Raw genomic sequence first — 14,951 nt, forward strand, 5'->3', positions numbered from 1 at the left:
CGTCCTTTTTGGACGGGCGGGACGCCCATCCCACAATAACAATTAAAATTGTAAGTTATTTAATTCGCGCTCCTAAGTAGGAAATGCGCGATCGAACTTTTCACAAGTTCGATCGATGCGATCTGATATGCGATCGCCCGAACATCATATAAGCTCCAGCAGAATATTTCAATTCGTAGCTGTGGCTATAAATCTCGACAATATTGCCCAATGGGTCTTCGCAATACACCATACAATTGACGATATTAACCTTTTGGTAAATAGGGTATGGTTCCTGCGACATCAGTATCATCGATTACATGGAGCCGGCTGATACTACCAGCCTGCCGAGCTTGACGATATTTTGCATAGGCTGGATCGTTACAAAACCCTTGCACTGCCTCCATAGAAGGAAATTCCACCAAGGCAACCAGCGTTGTTTCTAGTTCCTCGCCTTCAATAGTCGTAATATTGCCACTGCGGGAAAGGTATTTCCCCCCATGATTATGTACGATATCGTGAACATTTGCTGCGTAGTCAGGAATCCAGGCATCATCGGTAACTTTAACGTCTGCGATTAAATATACAGCCATGAGGTTTCTCCTGTAGCTAATTGATTAGTTGACTATATTTGCTGAGAATTCTTTCAATACAATAACTCTAGCAACAAAAGTAATAGATTTCACTTGTTATTAATAACTTTTGTTGCACCTATTTTTTCGGTTTACGGAGCTAAATTCTGATTAGGCGGAAACTTACTGTGATGTCCAGACTACTACCGCTATTCCAGAACCGAGAAAACCGATTCCAAACCAGCGATATTCGCCATAATCAAAACGATCGGAAGATCTCAATCAGCATTTCACCATCAAACATCGCGGGAACATCGGCAAAATCAATCTGATGTTTACGGATGTTTTCAAGGTTTTTCTCTCTAAAAAAACGAAAAATCAAGATTTAATATCAAATCCGTTAGCATCGGAATAGTAAATTCGAGTTCACTGTTGACGGTTGACGGTTGACTGTTGACGCCGTGAACAGTCAACCGTCAACCGTCAACATCATGTATGAGTGTAACCGGAAATGATATAACGAGAGATCCAAAAACTGAAAATCGCGCTTTGTAGCGGTTTGACAACTGCGCTCAAACCGCTACAAACCCATCATGTTAATGGTTTGGGATTTCTCGGAGATGTCTAAGCTGTGGAGCATTTAAACCAGTAACGAGGCTAGTAGGGTGCGTCAGAAGCGAACCCTTACGCTGAAACGGAAAACCTTAGATGCTGACGCACCTTACGCAAGTCCTTTAAATGCCGAACAGCTTATTAGACTTAACCTGTTATGATTCTCCTGGTCAAGTATCTATTTTTGGAAACGACTCAAGAGCCGGTTGACTGTCGCGACGGGGTGTCTGAGCCTCCATACTTGAAAGTGATCTAAGATGGGATGAGTGCCTGAGAGCTTGACCCAATCATCGCATAGAATATCTTCAACCGGGTTTGGCACCCCTGGGCGGCACCAATCTGTCGGGGCTACTACTATCTTCTCTGGGTGTCCGTTCAACCAAGCGCCCCACCAGGAAAACGTTGAATTAGTAATAGCATTAGCTCGACATCGGGTCATTAAATAAAGCTGCTGAGGACCATTCAGGTTATCTACAAAGATAAATTCCTGCCCTTGAAGGTCACGAAGAAATTCTCTGGCTAAATCGGGACGATCGGAGAAGACAAGAATGGGACCTTGGGGGTCGATCGCACTTAAGGACTTCTTGTAAAAAGAAAGCGGGTAAAGCGGGAAATATTCTCGGGTATTGCCATAGTCGGTATCGAGGCGGAGCGAAAAGCTGACACAATCCCTTTGCAAAATGTCGCCGTAGAGTTTTTCGACCTCCGTGACAATCTCGTTATTGAACGTGTACCACTCACGTACAAGTCGCTTGTCTGAGTAATATTTTTCAGATTGAAAGAACCCTTGAATTTCAGTGTGGTCTCCGATGGAAAGTGCTTCGGATGTAAAGCCAGCTTGAGGATGGGGGTCGAAATAATGAATAATCCCGGAGGGTTCGCTAGCACGCTCACCTTCGTCATTAAGGTTGAAGATATCATCTCCATCCCACTTAGGGCAAAAAAATTGGGTTCCCAAACGCCGTGCTGTTATTCTAAGGAATGCGTATTGAAATAATTGATTACCGAGTCTTCCGTAGTTCCCGAGCTTAGAGAAAGAAATCATTATAATTTAACTCCTATGGTTTAAGACAGCTTCCAACAGACCTAAATCATTGTTTGATCCGGGAAAGGAAGCAAAGAGCGTGTTATATCCATGCCAAACAAAGTTACAGTTAACGTTGATACTCCCCAGCCCGCTCAGGGACGGGGATTCTTGAAGAGTCCAAATACGAACTTTCAAAGGCGAAATCAAAGCGCATCTACTGACTCTTTTAAGGCATAACCCTAAAGTTGTCGCTACTTTTCGCAAAATATTTCCAGCAGCATTACAATCTGAGTTAATTTTGCTTCCGTCTTTTGAGCGATACAGTCCGCGATTTATGCGCTTTCCTGATTCTTTCCACCCTTCAGTTTTTTCACGCCCACTTAGGTAGTTCATCCGAATCTAAAAAACTCGCCTTACTTGTATAGCTCTCTTCAGTTTCAATGAACTGGATACCATATTGTTCACAAAGCTGGGAAATCCTGTCCTTCAATCGAGCGGTAGGAATTTGCACAAAATTTTGATTGGTTTTGTTACCAAGACTTATTTCTTGGCGCATTCCCTTGTTCCAGCCAAAAACAATTGTACCTATTTGGTTTTCTAGGCAATGATTCAATACTAATCTAGCAGAAGTGTTAACAGCATCTCTCGTTTGTCTGTTTCGTTTTTCCGTGATTTTTGCCAATCGCTTAGACCAAAAGCCTTGATATCTATGCTCTTTGATCGACGCAACCCGCTTGTTATACCATTGGTTTAATGATTTTAGATGCCGTCCATCTACGATAAAACTTGTTCCTACATTGGAAACGCAAGTTAACCAATTATTCAATCCTGGATCGATACCCAGAGCCTTACTAACATCCAGCTCAACTGCTGTTGACTGAAGTTGGTAGACAAACTCGACATAAAATTGTTTATTTCTTGGTAAAATGCGAATCTCTCTAATTGCCTTGTAGTCTAGGTTAGATGGCATTGGCAAATAAAATTCACCAATTCCAAACCAGAGTTTGACCTTACTTCCCAACGGGAATCTCAATTGTCCATTCTTTAGCTTTACGTCTGCCTTTGGGAAGGTTACAAGTTTTAAGCTGTTTTTGCGGTATTTTGGTAGTTTAGGATGTTGCGTTACCGTACCACCCTTGATTCCTTTTAACAGCCCAATGTACGACTTAAAAGATTCCGCAACGCTGGTCAACGTTTGTTGAGCAACATGGGAATATAGTGCTTTAAAGTGAAGATTATCCTTGAACAACTTGTGTAAGTCATACTTGCTAGGAATTCTCCCGGTTTTAAAATATAACTCCAGAGAATAGTAAGTCCCGCAGTTAGCTAACTTGTTCGACTCTTCGCATACAAATTCCAGTACGCTTCTTAGCTCTCGACTTGGACTGATTAGATTTTGCTGGCATCCATAACTAGACATTTTTCTGATTCTCAATGTACTGCTTAATTACTGAAATTGGCGCACCGCCAACAGTTGCAATAAAGTAGCTATTCGTCCATAGAGTTGGCAATCGACTTTTTAGCCAAGGAAATTCTTGGCGAAGATATCGAGAAGAACGCCCCTTCATGTACCGAATCAGCTTGGCAATCCCAAACTGAGGATCGCACTCGCTCAAAAGGTGAACGTGATCTGGCATTACTTCCATCTCGATTAATTCACTGTTAAACTCGGTCGCCACCTCTAACAGTATTTCCTTTAATCGGGTATCGACACCCTCAATTAAAACCTTTCGGCGATATTTCGGACACCACACAATATGGTATTTACACGAGTAAACAACATTTTTGTTTGATTTGTAATTAACGCTCATATTATAGTTATACAGCACGAACCTGCATACTACACTAATTTTGCATTAAGATTTGTTAAATGCTGGAGGCGGTTGAAACCGCTGCCGACTTATCCCCGTGTCTAAAGCCAGGGGCCCGGCGGGCTCGTTCTTCGGTCAAGCGATTTTAGATGATTTTAGATGATTTTAGATTTTAGATTAAAGAATTGAAGCATTGACTTGCGCGAGATTAATACGTTCGGCAAGTTTCATCGGATACAGGTTTTTTATTTCTGGACGGATGAATCACGTGGCGGGTATCCTGGATGCTTTCGGTCATGAGACTTTAACAGAGCAGTTTTTTGGGGTCTTAGTCCTGACCGTGTTAGCTGGCTGGCTGCTACGGATGATTCTACACTGCAGCGTCAACCTATGGCAAGTAATCCGATATTGACGGCCGGGAAAGTACGATATTTCACACCGACACTTTTTTGCTAACAAATGCTAACAAACATATAAGTTGAGAGAATCTCTCAAAAAAGGCGTGTCAACCAATGCCCGCAGAAAAATCCCGCGAGCACCATTTAGATCCCTATCCATCTTCAATCCGGTGGCTCCGGACTTAATAGTTCTAGCTCCACCTAAATTCTTGACAATTTCACCCGTCCACGACACCGTTTTAGAAGTGTAAGCTTCGTTGCAGTCAATCACGAGTTTTGAATTTTCCCAAGCTTTCCACTTGAGAAAATTTTTAAATTCGTAATGGCTGAGAGTCAACATTTGTCTCACCGTTTTGTTTCTCAACTTACGGCGCGACTTGGACACCATTTGAGAAGTCTCGAACCTAGGCAGCAAGATTACATCAAAATGATCAACTAAAAACTTAGCTACTTTGTGATGCAACTCTCTGACCAAATTCTTAATTTTGCAACGAAGCCTGCTGGCTGCTTTTTTGAATCTTCTTTTTTGCCGACTGGGGGCTTTAGATATTTTCGATACCAACTTGTCTAACCGAAAACACAATTTCTGGATGTACAAATTAGAATCATTGCCGAGCCAGCCATAGGAATCTTCAGAGAAAAACGTCATGAACGTGCGGACACCGGGGTCTAAGGCAACTAGCCGACCTTGTTTATCGGTCTTGGTTTGTTGCACTTCTTCAGAAACAACTAGGTAGTATTCCCCGTAAGCGAGAGTCAACCTTCCATCACTAAAATTTTCAGGCAAAGATTCTGTTAACTGACACTTACCTAAAATGGAATGGTAGACACCGCAGTCTTTTATAGATGCTTTTGGCACATAGATAGACTGTTTTGTGTCTTTTCTACTGCGAAATTTGCATTTGCGGAGTTGGCCATCTTTTTTGAAACCCTGCTTAGCCGCCTTAACTGCTGAGCAAGCATCTTTGATGGCAATCGATTTGATCTGGAAAGGTACAGGTTTTGCCCATTCTGGCAAACTGTTAAGTATTCCAGTTTTGAGCGTCATCCAGTTAGCTTTTGTGCCTGGTTCTTGGAGGTATTTGATGGTCGTGTTGTAGACAAAACGACTCACTCCAAACCACTGCTTGATTAAAGCTTTTTGTTCAGGATTTAGGAATAGACGGATCTTCCTTGATCTTCTTGCTGTAACTTCGCCGGGAGTGCATTCTGCAACTGAAGACGTGAAGGATGGCGAGAATATCGCTTGTGAGTTCGGTTTCCGGGCAGTGAACAGTTCGGTCAAGAACCACGATTTGTCCACCGTTTTGCCCGGCCATGAACTCGAATAGTTCAAATCCGAACCTGCACAATCTGTCGTGACAGGCAACAACAATCGTGAGCTGTTCGCCGCGCATAAATCTGACCAGTAAGGCTTGCAGTCCTTTTCGCTTAAAGTTGAGTCCCGACCCGATATCTTGGATGATTTCGGCGTCGGGGTATTGCTGTCGCAGGTCGTCAACTTGTCGAGCGAGGTCGTCTCGCTGCTTGGGTGAACTGACGCGACATTCGCAAACAACGGTAGTTCTAGCTGCACCGCGCTGGTAGGACTCGACATCGTAGAGTCTTTGCCCTGCTTCATTTTTGATGCTTTTGATTTTCCCGGAGTCTGCATATCTTCTTAGGGTGTGTGGATGCAAGCCCAGAAATTCGACTGATGAGTCTGAGTGGTACATAAGCCCTGTAGCCAATAGTAGCATACATTAGCAAAAGTAACCAAATACTTTACTGTGCCTCAACCGATACTTTTTTGCTAACATTTGCTAACAAATACATAAGTTGAGATCAGATATCAACCAAGGCGTATCAACCGATGCCCGTAGAATTTTCTACAAGCACTTATATTCTTGCCTTCAGCTTGGTTATCGCTTACAGCCCCACGCCAATCTGATTATTTGCTTTGATAATGTAGAGGCAACTTATTTATATAGCGGTTGCGTACTACCAAGGTTTTTCACCTACATCTGAGTGGCTAAATTCATTCTATATGACATGAAGACCAGAAGGCAAATGTAAGTGATTGTTAGCAAATGTCAGAAAAAGTCTTACTGTTAATCAACCTTCTTGAACCAGTAGTGCAGCCTCATTAATGGTAGCTGATGTACTTAATTCTTCAAAATTATCCGAAGATACCTGCGCTACAACCGAAAAAACATAATCAGACTTCAATTGAACCTTTTGTGTTCCCGATCGGTCTAAATTCAAGACAGACCCATCAGGTCTAATTGATATGTACTTCGTAAAGCACTTTCAGATTAAAAAAGAGCTGACTCCGTGGGTTAGCGGGCTGCTTGCCGCTTCCCTGCTGGCAGGAGTAGGCTACACAGCTTACAGCCAACTCACAGTCAAATCCAGCCGCGAAACCAGGCGCAAGGAAAAAACCGTTGCTGTAGAAAGGGTGAACCTGCCGATTACAATTTCGGCAAACGGCACAATTGTGCCCGAACGTTCCGTTAACGTCAGCCCCAAAACTTCAGGAATGCTCAAAAGTTTGCTTGTCAAGGAAGGAGATAAAGTTGAAAAAGGGCAGATTCTCGCCTACATGGACGACTCCAACCTCCAAGGGCAACTTACCCAAACTCGCGGACAACTCGCAGCCGCAGAAGCAAACCTGCAAAAATTGCTCAACGGCACTCGATCGCAGGACAAAGCTGTGGCTAAGGCAGTGTTAGCAGAACAACAGGCAAGTCTGGAAAAATTGCTCAACGGCAATCGAACCCAAGACATTGCGGTAGCTGAGGCACAACTAGCAGAACAACAGGCAACTTTGCAAAAATTGCTCAACGGCAATCGAAGGCAGGATATTGCCGTAGCCGAGGCACAACTAGCTGAACAACAGGCTAATTTACAAAAATTGCTAAAGGGCAATCGGGCTGAAGACATCGCCCAAGCGATCGCCAAACTCAGAGATGCCGAATACGCCAAAAACCAAGCTGAGGAAGACTTTCAGAGAAATCAGGAACTCTATAATGCCGGAGCCATTGCTTTGCAAATTGTCAACAACTCCCGCACCGAGCGCGATCGAGCTCAAACGCAAGTCAGGCAAGCCGAACAAGCTGTAGCTTTGCTGCAAGCGGGTGCTCGCCCTGAAGAAATCGCTTCTGCGCGGGCTGCTGTGGAGCAAAAACGGCAAGCTTTGACCCTGGCGCGATCGGGCGCACGGCCGGAAGACATCGCAGCAGGGCGGGCTGCTGTGGAGCAAAAACGGCAAGCTTTGGCCCTGGCGCGATCGGGCGCACGCCCGGAAGACATCGCTGCGGGGCGGGCTGCTGTGGAGCAAAAACAGCAAGCTTTGGCGCTGCTAGAAGCCGGTTCTCGCCCCGAAGACATCGCCCAAGCCCGCGCCCAAGTTCTCGCCGCTAGAGGCAGCCTGCAAAGCGTTCAAGCGCTGATCGACGACACTGTGCTGCGGGCTCCTTTCACCGGCACTGTTACCCGCAAGTACGCCGATCCGGGCGCTTTTGTGACTCCCACTACGGCAGGTAGTGCGGTTTCTTCGGCGACTTCTTCTTCGATTTTGTCCTTAGCTTCAAAAAATCAATTAGTAGCAAACGTAGCAGAAACTAATATTTCTCAGATTCAGATGGGCCAGGCTGCGTCTATTCAAGCCGATGCTTTTGCGGGAAAGACTTTTGCAGGTAAAATCACTCAAATTTCGCCTCAGTCGATCGTCCAGCAAAATGTGACAAGTTTTGAGGTAAAAGCGGCAATTATTAATGATGATAAACAAATGCTGCGATCGGGCATGAATGTGAATGTTGAGTTTAAGGCTGGTGAACTCAAAAATGTTTTGGTAGTTCCGACTGCGGCAATTGTCCGCCAACAAAGGGAAACGGGGGTTTATGTTGCGGGTGGAGAAGATGGTAAACCTGCTTTTATGCCGATTAAGACTGGTATGACGGTGGATGATAAGACGGAAGTGCGATCGGGTTTGAAAGGAAATGAAAAAGTGCTGATGAGTTTCCCGCCGGGATTGCGGCCTAGATCCCAAAATCCATCGGGTGGAATTCCGGGTTTGCAACCGGGTGGCGGAAGGCGCTTGCGTTAGGGTTTTGATTTTTTTATTGAACCGCGAAGGCGCGTTACTGCGAATTTAAGGATAGACTTAAGTACATAGAATTTGGGGTCTTAAGTAAGTAGGCGGGATTAAACTGAACAATGTAACTGTATGTAAACATTGCTCAGTCAGCCACGCTTAGGGCTAAGGATACTTTACCATCGTTGACATAGTTGGGCTTTACACCGCCTACCTACTTAATAGATATTGATCTATAGAAGTTACTGCAGGACAGCGACACCTTCGAGCCCCATTCGGAGATCGGCTATCTCTGAATCCCCTGCCGACAGGTGTTCCCGTAACACCTGTCGGCAGGGTTGAAGCGCTGCACCCTTACTTCTTAAAGCTCACTGCTCACAATAATCACTCTTCGTTAGAGGAGGCGGAAGGAGGTATTCGTGGATTTTTTGTCCTTGTTCTTAATGGACTTCGTTAAGCAGTTGCAGTCCCCAACACTCGGGTTTTTGATTGGTGGTATGGTCATTGCCGCCCTTGGTAGCGAATTGGTAATTCCAGAGGCGATTAATCAGATCATCGTCTTCATGCTGCTCATGAAAATCGGTCTGACCGGTGGTCAGGCGATCCGCAATTCCAACCTGACGGAGATGGTGATACCCGCAGCGTCTGCTGTAGCAGTAGGGGTTCTTGTTGTATTCATCGCGCGCTATACGTTGGCCAAGCTGCCGAAGGTCAACACCATAGATGCGATTGCGACCGGGGGATTGTTTGGTGCTGTGAGTGGCTCTACCATGGCTGCAGCCCTGACACTACTGGAAGAACAAAAAATGCCATACGAGGCATGGGCTGCCGCACTCTATCCCTTCATGGATATCCCAGCGCTCGTAACGGCGATTGTGGTGGCCAACATTTATCTCAACCAGAAGAAGGGTAGTGCAGCAGCCCACTCTACCGTGCAGGAGTCTTTCAGCAAGCAGCCCGTTGCAGCAGGCGATTATCCCGATCAGCAAGATTATCCCCGCGGCCGGCAAGAGTATCTCAGCAAGCAGCAGAAGCCTGCGGATAATCGGGTCAAGATATGGCCGATCGTGCAGGAAAGCCTCCAGGGTCCTGCCCTATCGGCAATGTTGCTCGGCATTGCTCTTGGCCTGTTCACCCAGCCGGAAAGTGTCTATAAAAGCTTCTACGACCCCCTCTTCCGCGGCTTGCTTTCGATCTTGATGCTGGTCATGGGTATGGAGGCTTGGTCAAGACTTGGCGAACTACGTAAGGTTGCCCAGTGGTACGTCGTGTATAGCGTAGTGGCACCGGTGGTGCATGGGTTCATCGCCTTCGGTCTCGGCATGATTGCCCACTACACCACAGGATTCAGCCTGGGCGGTGTTGTGATCCTGGCTGTTATTGCCGCCTCCAGTTCAGACATCTCAGGTCCGCCCACGTTGCGAGCCGGTATCCCGTCGGCCAATCCCTCCGCCTACATCGGCGCATCCACAGCCATCGGTACACCCATTGCGATCGGCTTGTGTATACCGCTCTTCCTCGGGCTGGCCCAGGCGATAGGCGGCAGCTAATCCCAGACGGGTCGCTGTCTGTCGGCGCTCCCTTGACCCGGCAGACCAAGCAACTCAATATATTAAGATCAACATACGTAGGTAAGGAGGTAACCAATATGCCCAAGCCAGCCAAAAAGCTTGTCATCGTCACGGAAAAGATTCTGCTGAAAAAGATCGCCCATATCATCGAAGAAGCCGGGGCAACTGGTTATACGGTTGTGGAAACCGGCGGTAAAGGCAGTCGCAACGTGCGCTCGTCGGGACAACCCAGCGTTTCTGACACCACGGCGAATATAAAATTCGAGGTACTCACCCAGGATCGGGATATGGCCGAGAATATTGCGGATCAGGTCGCAGTCAAGTTTTTCCTCGATTTTGCGGGCATGATCTATCTCTGTGACGCGGAGGTACTGTACGGGCACAGTTTCTGTGGACCAGACGGCTGTTGAATCGAGACGACACAGACCTAAAAAGCCGGGGCATAACCCGGCTTTTTAGTAGCCGTATTTCTTGCCTGCGGGACTTGCGTCTCAGTTGCAGTCCCCAACGCTCGGCTTTCTGATTGGTGGTATGGTCATTGCCGCCCTCGGTAGCCAAAAGTTTTCAAAATTTTGTCCAGTCGTTATCGAAATCGTCGCCGCCGTTATGGTCTCCGTTGTAATTTGTTGTCAGCACTTTACAATTATGAGTTAGCTCTCAGGTCTAAAATTCAAAAGCTTTAATTCTAACATAGATTTTTTTTGCAAGAGGTCTAATATGAAATTACAGACTCGCCCCGGTACCAACAAAATCACTAACGTTCAAATCGCGTTGATGGCGACAGAGGCGCTGTGGAATAATAAGTTGCGTACCAGTTTAACTATGCTGGGCGTAATTATTGGGATATCTTCGGTAATTGCTATTACTTCGGTGGGACAGGGAGTACAAAAATCAACTGAAGAACAGTTAAAGGCTTTGGGTACAAATGTGCTGTTGGTTTTATCCGGCGCTTCGCGATCGGGTGGTGTCAGTCAGGGAAGCGGTTCTGCTACTACTCTTACTTGGGATGACGCTAGGGCGATCGGCAAACAAGCTCCTGCAGTTAAGGCGATTTCGGCTTATTTGCAGCGTCAAGTGCAAGTCGTTTACGGCGGACAAAATTCATTTACTTCGATTTTGGGAACGGATTTAAACTATCCAGATGTGAAGAACATTCAACCCCAAGAAGGACGGTTTTTTAACGAGGATGAATTGAATGCTGCTGAGCCTGTAGTTGTCCTCGGTTCTAAGGTGCGGGAGGAACTTTTTGGAGCCGGAGCTAATGCGCTATCCTCCGATATTCGCATTCAGGGAAACCGCTACAAGGTCATTGGAGTGATGGAAAGCAAGGGGTCTGTAGGGGGAACAGATCAGGACGATCGAGTGTATATTCCTCTCAAAAATATGTCTTCGCGGATTGTGGGGAGAAATTCTTTAGCGGGGATTGCAATATCGGGTTTTTGGTTGGAAACTGCCGACGAAGCGGATTTAGCGGATGCTCAATTTCAAGTGGAAAATATCATGCGCTTACGCCACAATATTTATCCGCCACAACCGGATGATTTTCGAGTTGTAAATCAAGCTGAAATAGTTAATACTTTCAGCAATGTGATAGGTTTATTTACGGTGATGGTGGGTTCGATCGCCGGAATTTCTTTGGTGGTTGGCGGCATCGGTATTGCTAATATTATGTTGGTGTCTGTTGTGGAACGCACTAAGGAAATCGGGATTCGCAAAGCGGTAGGCGCTACTAATGCAGCAATACTCATTCAATTTATGGCGGAATCTATTTTAGTTTCCACGGTGGGGGGAACGGCGGGTATTGGGTTGGGAATTGCGATCGCCTTTGGGGCCTCGACAGCGTTCAAATTTCCGTTTGTGGTTTCTGTATGGTCGATCGCAGCGGGTTTTGGGCTGTCTTTTACTGTAGGCTTATTGGCGGGAGTATTGCCGGCTCGGAATGCCGCTCGCTTAGATCCGATCGCAGCTTTGCGGAATGATTGAACTTAGTGACGTTCGCCCCCGTTAAATTCAACACTCTTGGACCCACGAGTGGTCAGAAACTGGGGAAAGATGGACGATCGGACTTCCTTGTCGGCCACAGATTCGCTAACGGGACTTAGACAAAAACCAGGTCAAAAATGGCTGCAAACGGGCACAGGTAAACGGTTTGAGCTTGAATTGAGCTCAGTCGATAATTGACAAGGGTTTCACCTCTGATATCAAATCCGCGCTTGATCGTCGGGCGTAAAATCGAGTCAACAGTCAACACTCATACCAATTTTTTATGAGGCCCCGTAGAATCCGATCCCCCCTAGCCAAGGGCGGGCACGGGGGCACCGCCCCTACTAAGGGGGGGACAAGATTCCGATCAAAGTCAACCCCTACTCCCCTTCTTAAGGGGGATTTAGGGGGATCGAGATATGTGCGACTTCACATTAAATTGGTATCAACCATCATTCAGTTTTTCGACTGACAGCCAACAGCCAACAGCCAACAGTCAACAGCCAACAGTCAACAGCCAACAGTCAACAGCCAACAGCCAACAGCCAACAGTCAACAGTCAACAGTCAACAAACTCTTTCCCTTACCTAGACTGCGTTTCAGGTAGTTTACGGGCTAGAAAATTTCTAAGTCCAATTAGAAATAATATACGCTAATTCAAATATAATAACAAAAACCCCTTATCCAACAGGCAATTTCCATGTTAGAAGCATTGGTATTGGCAACAGTATTTTGCGGATTTTTTGGTATCATCTTTAAAAAGAACCTGCTCATGAAAATCGTCTGTATGGATGTCATGAGTACAGGGGTTATCGCCTATTACGTGGTGGTGGCATCGCGAGAAGGCTTGCTGACACCAATTATTTCAAAGGGGAAAAATGTTGTCGCTTACGCCGATCCGGTTCCCCAAGCGGTGATCTTAACGGCGATCGTGATCGGCTTTTCGATTCAGGCTTTAATGCTGGTAAGTGTGATGAAGCTGGCACGAGATAATCCGACATTAGAAAGTAACGAAATCGAGATGAATAATACCCCATGAATACCCTGACGCTAGCCTGGATTGGACTCCCGTTTTTTGTCGGGTTTACTATTTATTTGATTCCGAAGTTTGACAAGTATCTCGCAATATTCGGAGCGCTCGCGTCCGCTGCCTATGCGTTCCAGCTTTTTGTTATGCCGTCAGCGGTGACGCTGGAGTTACTGGATAATTTCAGTGTCACGTTGTTAGTCGATCGCTTGAGCGGGTATTTCATCTTAACCAATGCCTTAGTCACAGCAGCGGTGATTATCTACTGTTGGCCCACAGAGAAGACGGCATTTTTTTATGCACAGATTCTGATGGTACACGGCAGCCTGAATGCGGCCTTTGCCTCTAGTGACTTTATCAGTTTATATGTGGGGTTAGAAGTCAGCGGGATTGCGGCGTTTCTGTTGATTGCCTATCCTCGCACCGATCGATCGATTTGGGTGGCTTTGCGCTATCTATTTATTAGCAACACGGCCATGCTGTTTTATCTAGTCGGTGCTGTGCTGGTTTATAAGGCAAGTAATTCGTTTAGTTTTGCCGGCTTGGGTGCAGCGCCCCCAGAGGCGACAGCTCTGATCTTTATGGCTCTCTTGGTTAAGGGAGGTGTGTTTGTATCGGGGTTATGGCTACCGTTAACTCACTCGGAATCAGAAACGCCTGTGTCGGCTTTGCTGTCAGGAATTGTGGTTAAAGCCGGGGTATATCCCCTCGTGCGCTGTGCGCTGATGGTGGAGGAGGTGGCACCCATCGTCCAGATTTTCGGAGTCGGGGCGGCGTTGATGGGCGTGTTCTATGGCATCTTTGAAAAGGATACCAAGCGGATGCTGGCGTTCAGCACGGTTTCGCAGTTAGGTTGGATTCTCGTAGCCCCGGAAGTGGCAGGCTTTTATGCCCTCGCCCACGGCGTGGTCAAATCGGCGCTATTCCTGATTGCGGGTTCTTTACCCAGCCGCGACTTTAAGGAATTGCGACAAAAGCAGATTAATACTACGCTCTGGATTGCGTTAGTGGTGGCTAGCCTTTCGATCTCAGGCTTTCCCTTTTTGGTTGGCTTTGGGGCAAAGATGTTGACTTTGAAGAATTTGACACCCCCTTATGCGATCGCCATGAATGTGGCAGCCGTAGGAACGGCTATCCTATTTGCTAAATTCATCTTTCTGCCCCGTGGTGGAGCAGCAAAATCAAAACCCGGTTTTTGGCCTGCGGTGTTGCTGTTGCTAGGTGGGCTGATTGCAGCCAATGCCTTTTATGTTGAGGCCTATACGCTGGACAATATGCTTAAGGCGATCGCCATCATCGGCGTTGGTTGGTTAGCCTATTTTCTAATTTTTCAACGCACGGCAATCAAACTGCCACGTATGCTTGAACAATTCGATCATTTGGTCGGTGTTATGAGCTTGATTTCGCTCCTACTATTCTGGATGGCATTCTCAACATGATTGGACAGCTAATATTAAGACTGACGATCTGGTTTCTACTCACTGCCGATTTTAGTTTGGCAAATATTGCGATCGGCTTCATCATTGCTTTCCTGTTGCCGCGCAGCTACTCACCCCCGGAACCTTTGAGAGAATGGTTGGGGGTGTTCGGTAAAATCTTGATGGCGATTCCGATAGCTTATCTGGAAGCTTTTGAACTCATCTTCCGCCCCCATAGACACGAAGATGTGATCATGGAAAAAGTGCCAAACCATCGATCGCCCTTGCTGATATTCTTAGATGTATTCCTGATCACTTTTACTCCTAAGACGATTGTCGTGAAATATCACGAAGAGGGTTTTTACGAAGTACACCGAGTGCGACGGACTTCGAGTAATTAGCTGAAGTTTTTTCGGAATTATTTAACCGCAGAGAACGCAGAGAACGCAGAGAAGGGAGAAATAAATAAGTAGATAGG

The 14,951-nt window shown here is 46.3% G+C and carries 14 protein-coding genes and 2 pseudogenes; 9 read left to right on the forward strand and 7 right to left on the reverse strand.

Annotated features, from left to right (window positions below):
* Positions 1-245 precede the first annotated feature (245 nt).
* From QUB12_RS30350 to QUB12_RS30375, 7 genes and pseudogenes are all read right to left on the reverse strand, one after another.
* Entirely contained in the window at positions 246-572 is a 327-nt protein-coding gene (locus tag QUB12_RS30350) for a DUF1330 domain-containing protein (protein ID WP_333139393.1), read from the reverse strand.
* A 769-nt stretch (positions 573-1,341) separates the two neighbouring features.
* Positions 1,342-2,208: an alpha-1,2-fucosyltransferase gene (locus QUB12_RS30355; RefSeq protein ID WP_333139395.1), complete on the reverse strand. Its 867-nt coding sequence runs from the start codon at positions 2,206-2,208 to the stop codon at positions 1,342-1,344.
* A 352-nt stretch (positions 2,209-2,560) separates the two neighbouring features.
* The gene (locus QUB12_RS30360; protein WP_333139397.1) at positions 2,561-3,610 is read right to left on the reverse strand and encodes a transposase; all 1,050 of its coding nucleotides are present in this window, start codon (positions 3,608-3,610) and stop codon (positions 2,561-2,563) included.
* Positions 3,603-4,001, reverse strand: a complete 399-nt coding sequence (tnpA, locus tag QUB12_RS30365; RefSeq protein WP_333309858.1) for an IS200/IS605 family transposase — start codon at positions 3,999-4,001, stop codon at positions 3,603-3,605. The genes QUB12_RS30360 and tnpA overlap by 8 nt, the downstream gene beginning before the upstream one ends.
* Positions 4,002-4,463: 462 nt before the next feature.
* Positions 4,464-5,513, reverse strand: a complete 1,050-nt coding sequence (locus tag QUB12_RS30370) for a transposase (protein ID WP_333139399.1) — start codon at positions 5,511-5,513, stop codon at positions 4,464-4,466.
* Positions 5,514-5,519: 6 nt separating this feature from the next.
* Positions 5,520-5,567 (reverse strand): annotated as a pseudogene (locus tag QUB12_RS37640) (hypothetical protein); the annotation flags it as partial.
* Positions 5,545-6,114 (reverse strand): IS607 family transposase, encoded by a 570-nt coding sequence (locus tag QUB12_RS30375; RefSeq protein ID WP_333139401.1) that lies wholly within the window; start codon positions 6,112-6,114, stop codon positions 5,545-5,547. The gene QUB12_RS30375 and the pseudogene QUB12_RS37640, both read right to left, overlap by 23 nt.
* A gap of 554 nt (positions 6,115-6,668) precedes the next feature.
* On the opposite strand from QUB12_RS30375, the gene QUB12_RS30380 reads away from it, so the two are divergent.
* The 9 genes and pseudogenes from QUB12_RS30380 to QUB12_RS30420 all read left to right on the forward strand — a co-directional run bounded on the left by QUB12_RS30380 (position 6,669) and on the right by QUB12_RS30420 (position 14,874).
* On the forward strand, positions 6,669-8,486 hold the full coding sequence (locus tag QUB12_RS30380; RefSeq protein ID WP_333309861.1) for an efflux RND transporter periplasmic adaptor subunit: 1,818 nt from the start codon (positions 6,669-6,671) through the stop codon (positions 8,484-8,486).
* A gap of 407 nt (positions 8,487-8,893) precedes the next feature.
* Positions 8,894-10,024: a sodium-dependent bicarbonate transport family permease gene (locus QUB12_RS30385; RefSeq protein WP_333309863.1), complete on the forward strand. Its 1,131-nt coding sequence runs from the start codon at positions 8,894-8,896 to the stop codon at positions 10,022-10,024.
* A 98-nt stretch (positions 10,025-10,122) separates the two neighbouring features.
* The gene (locus QUB12_RS30390) at positions 10,123-10,455 is read left to right on the forward strand and encodes a P-II family nitrogen regulator (RefSeq protein WP_333139408.1); all 333 of its coding nucleotides are present in this window, start codon (positions 10,123-10,125) and stop codon (positions 10,453-10,455) included.
* Between the two features lie 147 nt (positions 10,456-10,602).
* Positions 10,603-10,728: pseudogene (locus QUB12_RS30395) on the forward strand (IS5/IS1182 family transposase); the annotation flags it as partial.
* A 34-nt stretch (positions 10,729-10,762) separates the two neighbouring features.
* Complete coding sequence (locus QUB12_RS30400; RefSeq protein ID WP_333309865.1) at positions 10,763-12,028, forward strand: ABC transporter permease; 1,266 nt, start codon at positions 10,763-10,765, stop codon at positions 12,026-12,028.
* Positions 12,029-12,447: 419 nt separating this feature from the next.
* Positions 12,448-12,684 carry a hypothetical protein gene (locus tag QUB12_RS30405; protein ID WP_333309868.1) on the forward strand — a complete coding sequence of 79 codons (237 nt, stop codon included), beginning with the start codon at positions 12,448-12,450 and terminating at the stop codon, positions 12,682-12,684.
* A gap of 44 nt (positions 12,685-12,728) precedes the next feature.
* Positions 12,729-13,067: an NADH-quinone oxidoreductase subunit K gene (locus tag QUB12_RS30410; protein ID WP_333052085.1), complete on the forward strand. Its 339-nt coding sequence runs from the start codon at positions 12,729-12,731 to the stop codon at positions 13,065-13,067.
* Positions 13,064-14,494 (forward strand): cation:proton antiporter, encoded by a 1,431-nt coding sequence (locus QUB12_RS30415; protein WP_333139412.1) that lies wholly within the window; start codon positions 13,064-13,066, stop codon positions 14,492-14,494. Before QUB12_RS30410 ends, QUB12_RS30415 begins: the two co-directional genes overlap by 4 nt.
* Positions 14,491-14,874, forward strand: a complete 384-nt coding sequence (locus QUB12_RS30420; protein ID WP_333139414.1) for a Na+/H+ antiporter subunit E — start codon at positions 14,491-14,493, stop codon at positions 14,872-14,874. Before QUB12_RS30415 ends, QUB12_RS30420 begins: the two co-directional genes overlap by 4 nt.
* Positions 14,875-14,951: the final 77 nt, after the last annotated feature.

Origin of the sequence: Microcoleus sp. B7-D4, from assembly GCF_036705125.1 — a bacterium.
Lineage (GTDB): Bacteria > Cyanobacteriota > Cyanobacteriia > Cyanobacteriales > Microcoleaceae > Microcoleus.

What these genes read in the sequence shown, in the direction of transcription:
- QUB12_RS30360 (WP_333139397.1), bottom strand. Translation starts at nt 3,610, where the DNA reads ATGTCTAGTTATGGATGCCAGCAAAATCTAATCAGTCCAAGTCGAGAG.
- QUB12_RS30380 (WP_333309861.1), top strand. Translation starts at nt 6,669, where the DNA reads ATGTACTTCGTAAAGCACTTTCAGATTAAAAAAGAGCTGACTCCGTGG.
- QUB12_RS30350 (WP_333139393.1), bottom strand. Translation starts at nt 572, where the DNA reads ATGGCTGTATATTTAATCGCAGACGTTAAAGTTACCGATGATGCCTGG.
- QUB12_RS30375 (WP_333139401.1), bottom strand. Translation starts at nt 6,114, where the DNA reads ATGTACCACTCAGACTCATCAGTCGAATTTCTGGGCTTGCATCCACAC.
- QUB12_RS30355 (WP_333139395.1), bottom strand. Translation starts at nt 2,208, where the DNA reads ATGATTTCTTTCTCTAAGCTCGGGAACTACGGAAGACTCGGTAATCAA.
- QUB12_RS30420 (WP_333139414.1), top strand. Translation starts at nt 14,491, where the DNA reads ATGATTGGACAGCTAATATTAAGACTGACGATCTGGTTTCTACTCACT.
- QUB12_RS30390 (WP_333139408.1), top strand. Translation starts at nt 10,123, where the DNA reads ATGCCCAAGCCAGCCAAAAAGCTTGTCATCGTCACGGAAAAGATTCTG.
- tnpA (WP_333309858.1), bottom strand. Translation starts at nt 4,001, where the DNA reads ATGAGCGTTAATTACAAATCAAACAAAAATGTTGTTTACTCGTGTAAA.
- QUB12_RS30405 (WP_333309868.1), top strand. Translation starts at nt 12,448, where the DNA reads ATGTGCGACTTCACATTAAATTGGTATCAACCATCATTCAGTTTTTCG.
- QUB12_RS30400 (WP_333309865.1), top strand. Translation starts at nt 10,763, where the DNA reads ATGAAATTACAGACTCGCCCCGGTACCAACAAAATCACTAACGTTCAA.
- QUB12_RS30415 (WP_333139412.1), top strand. Translation starts at nt 13,064, where the DNA reads ATGAATACCCTGACGCTAGCCTGGATTGGACTCCCGTTTTTTGTCGGG.
- QUB12_RS30410 (WP_333052085.1), top strand. Translation starts at nt 12,729, where the DNA reads ATGTTAGAAGCATTGGTATTGGCAACAGTATTTTGCGGATTTTTTGGT.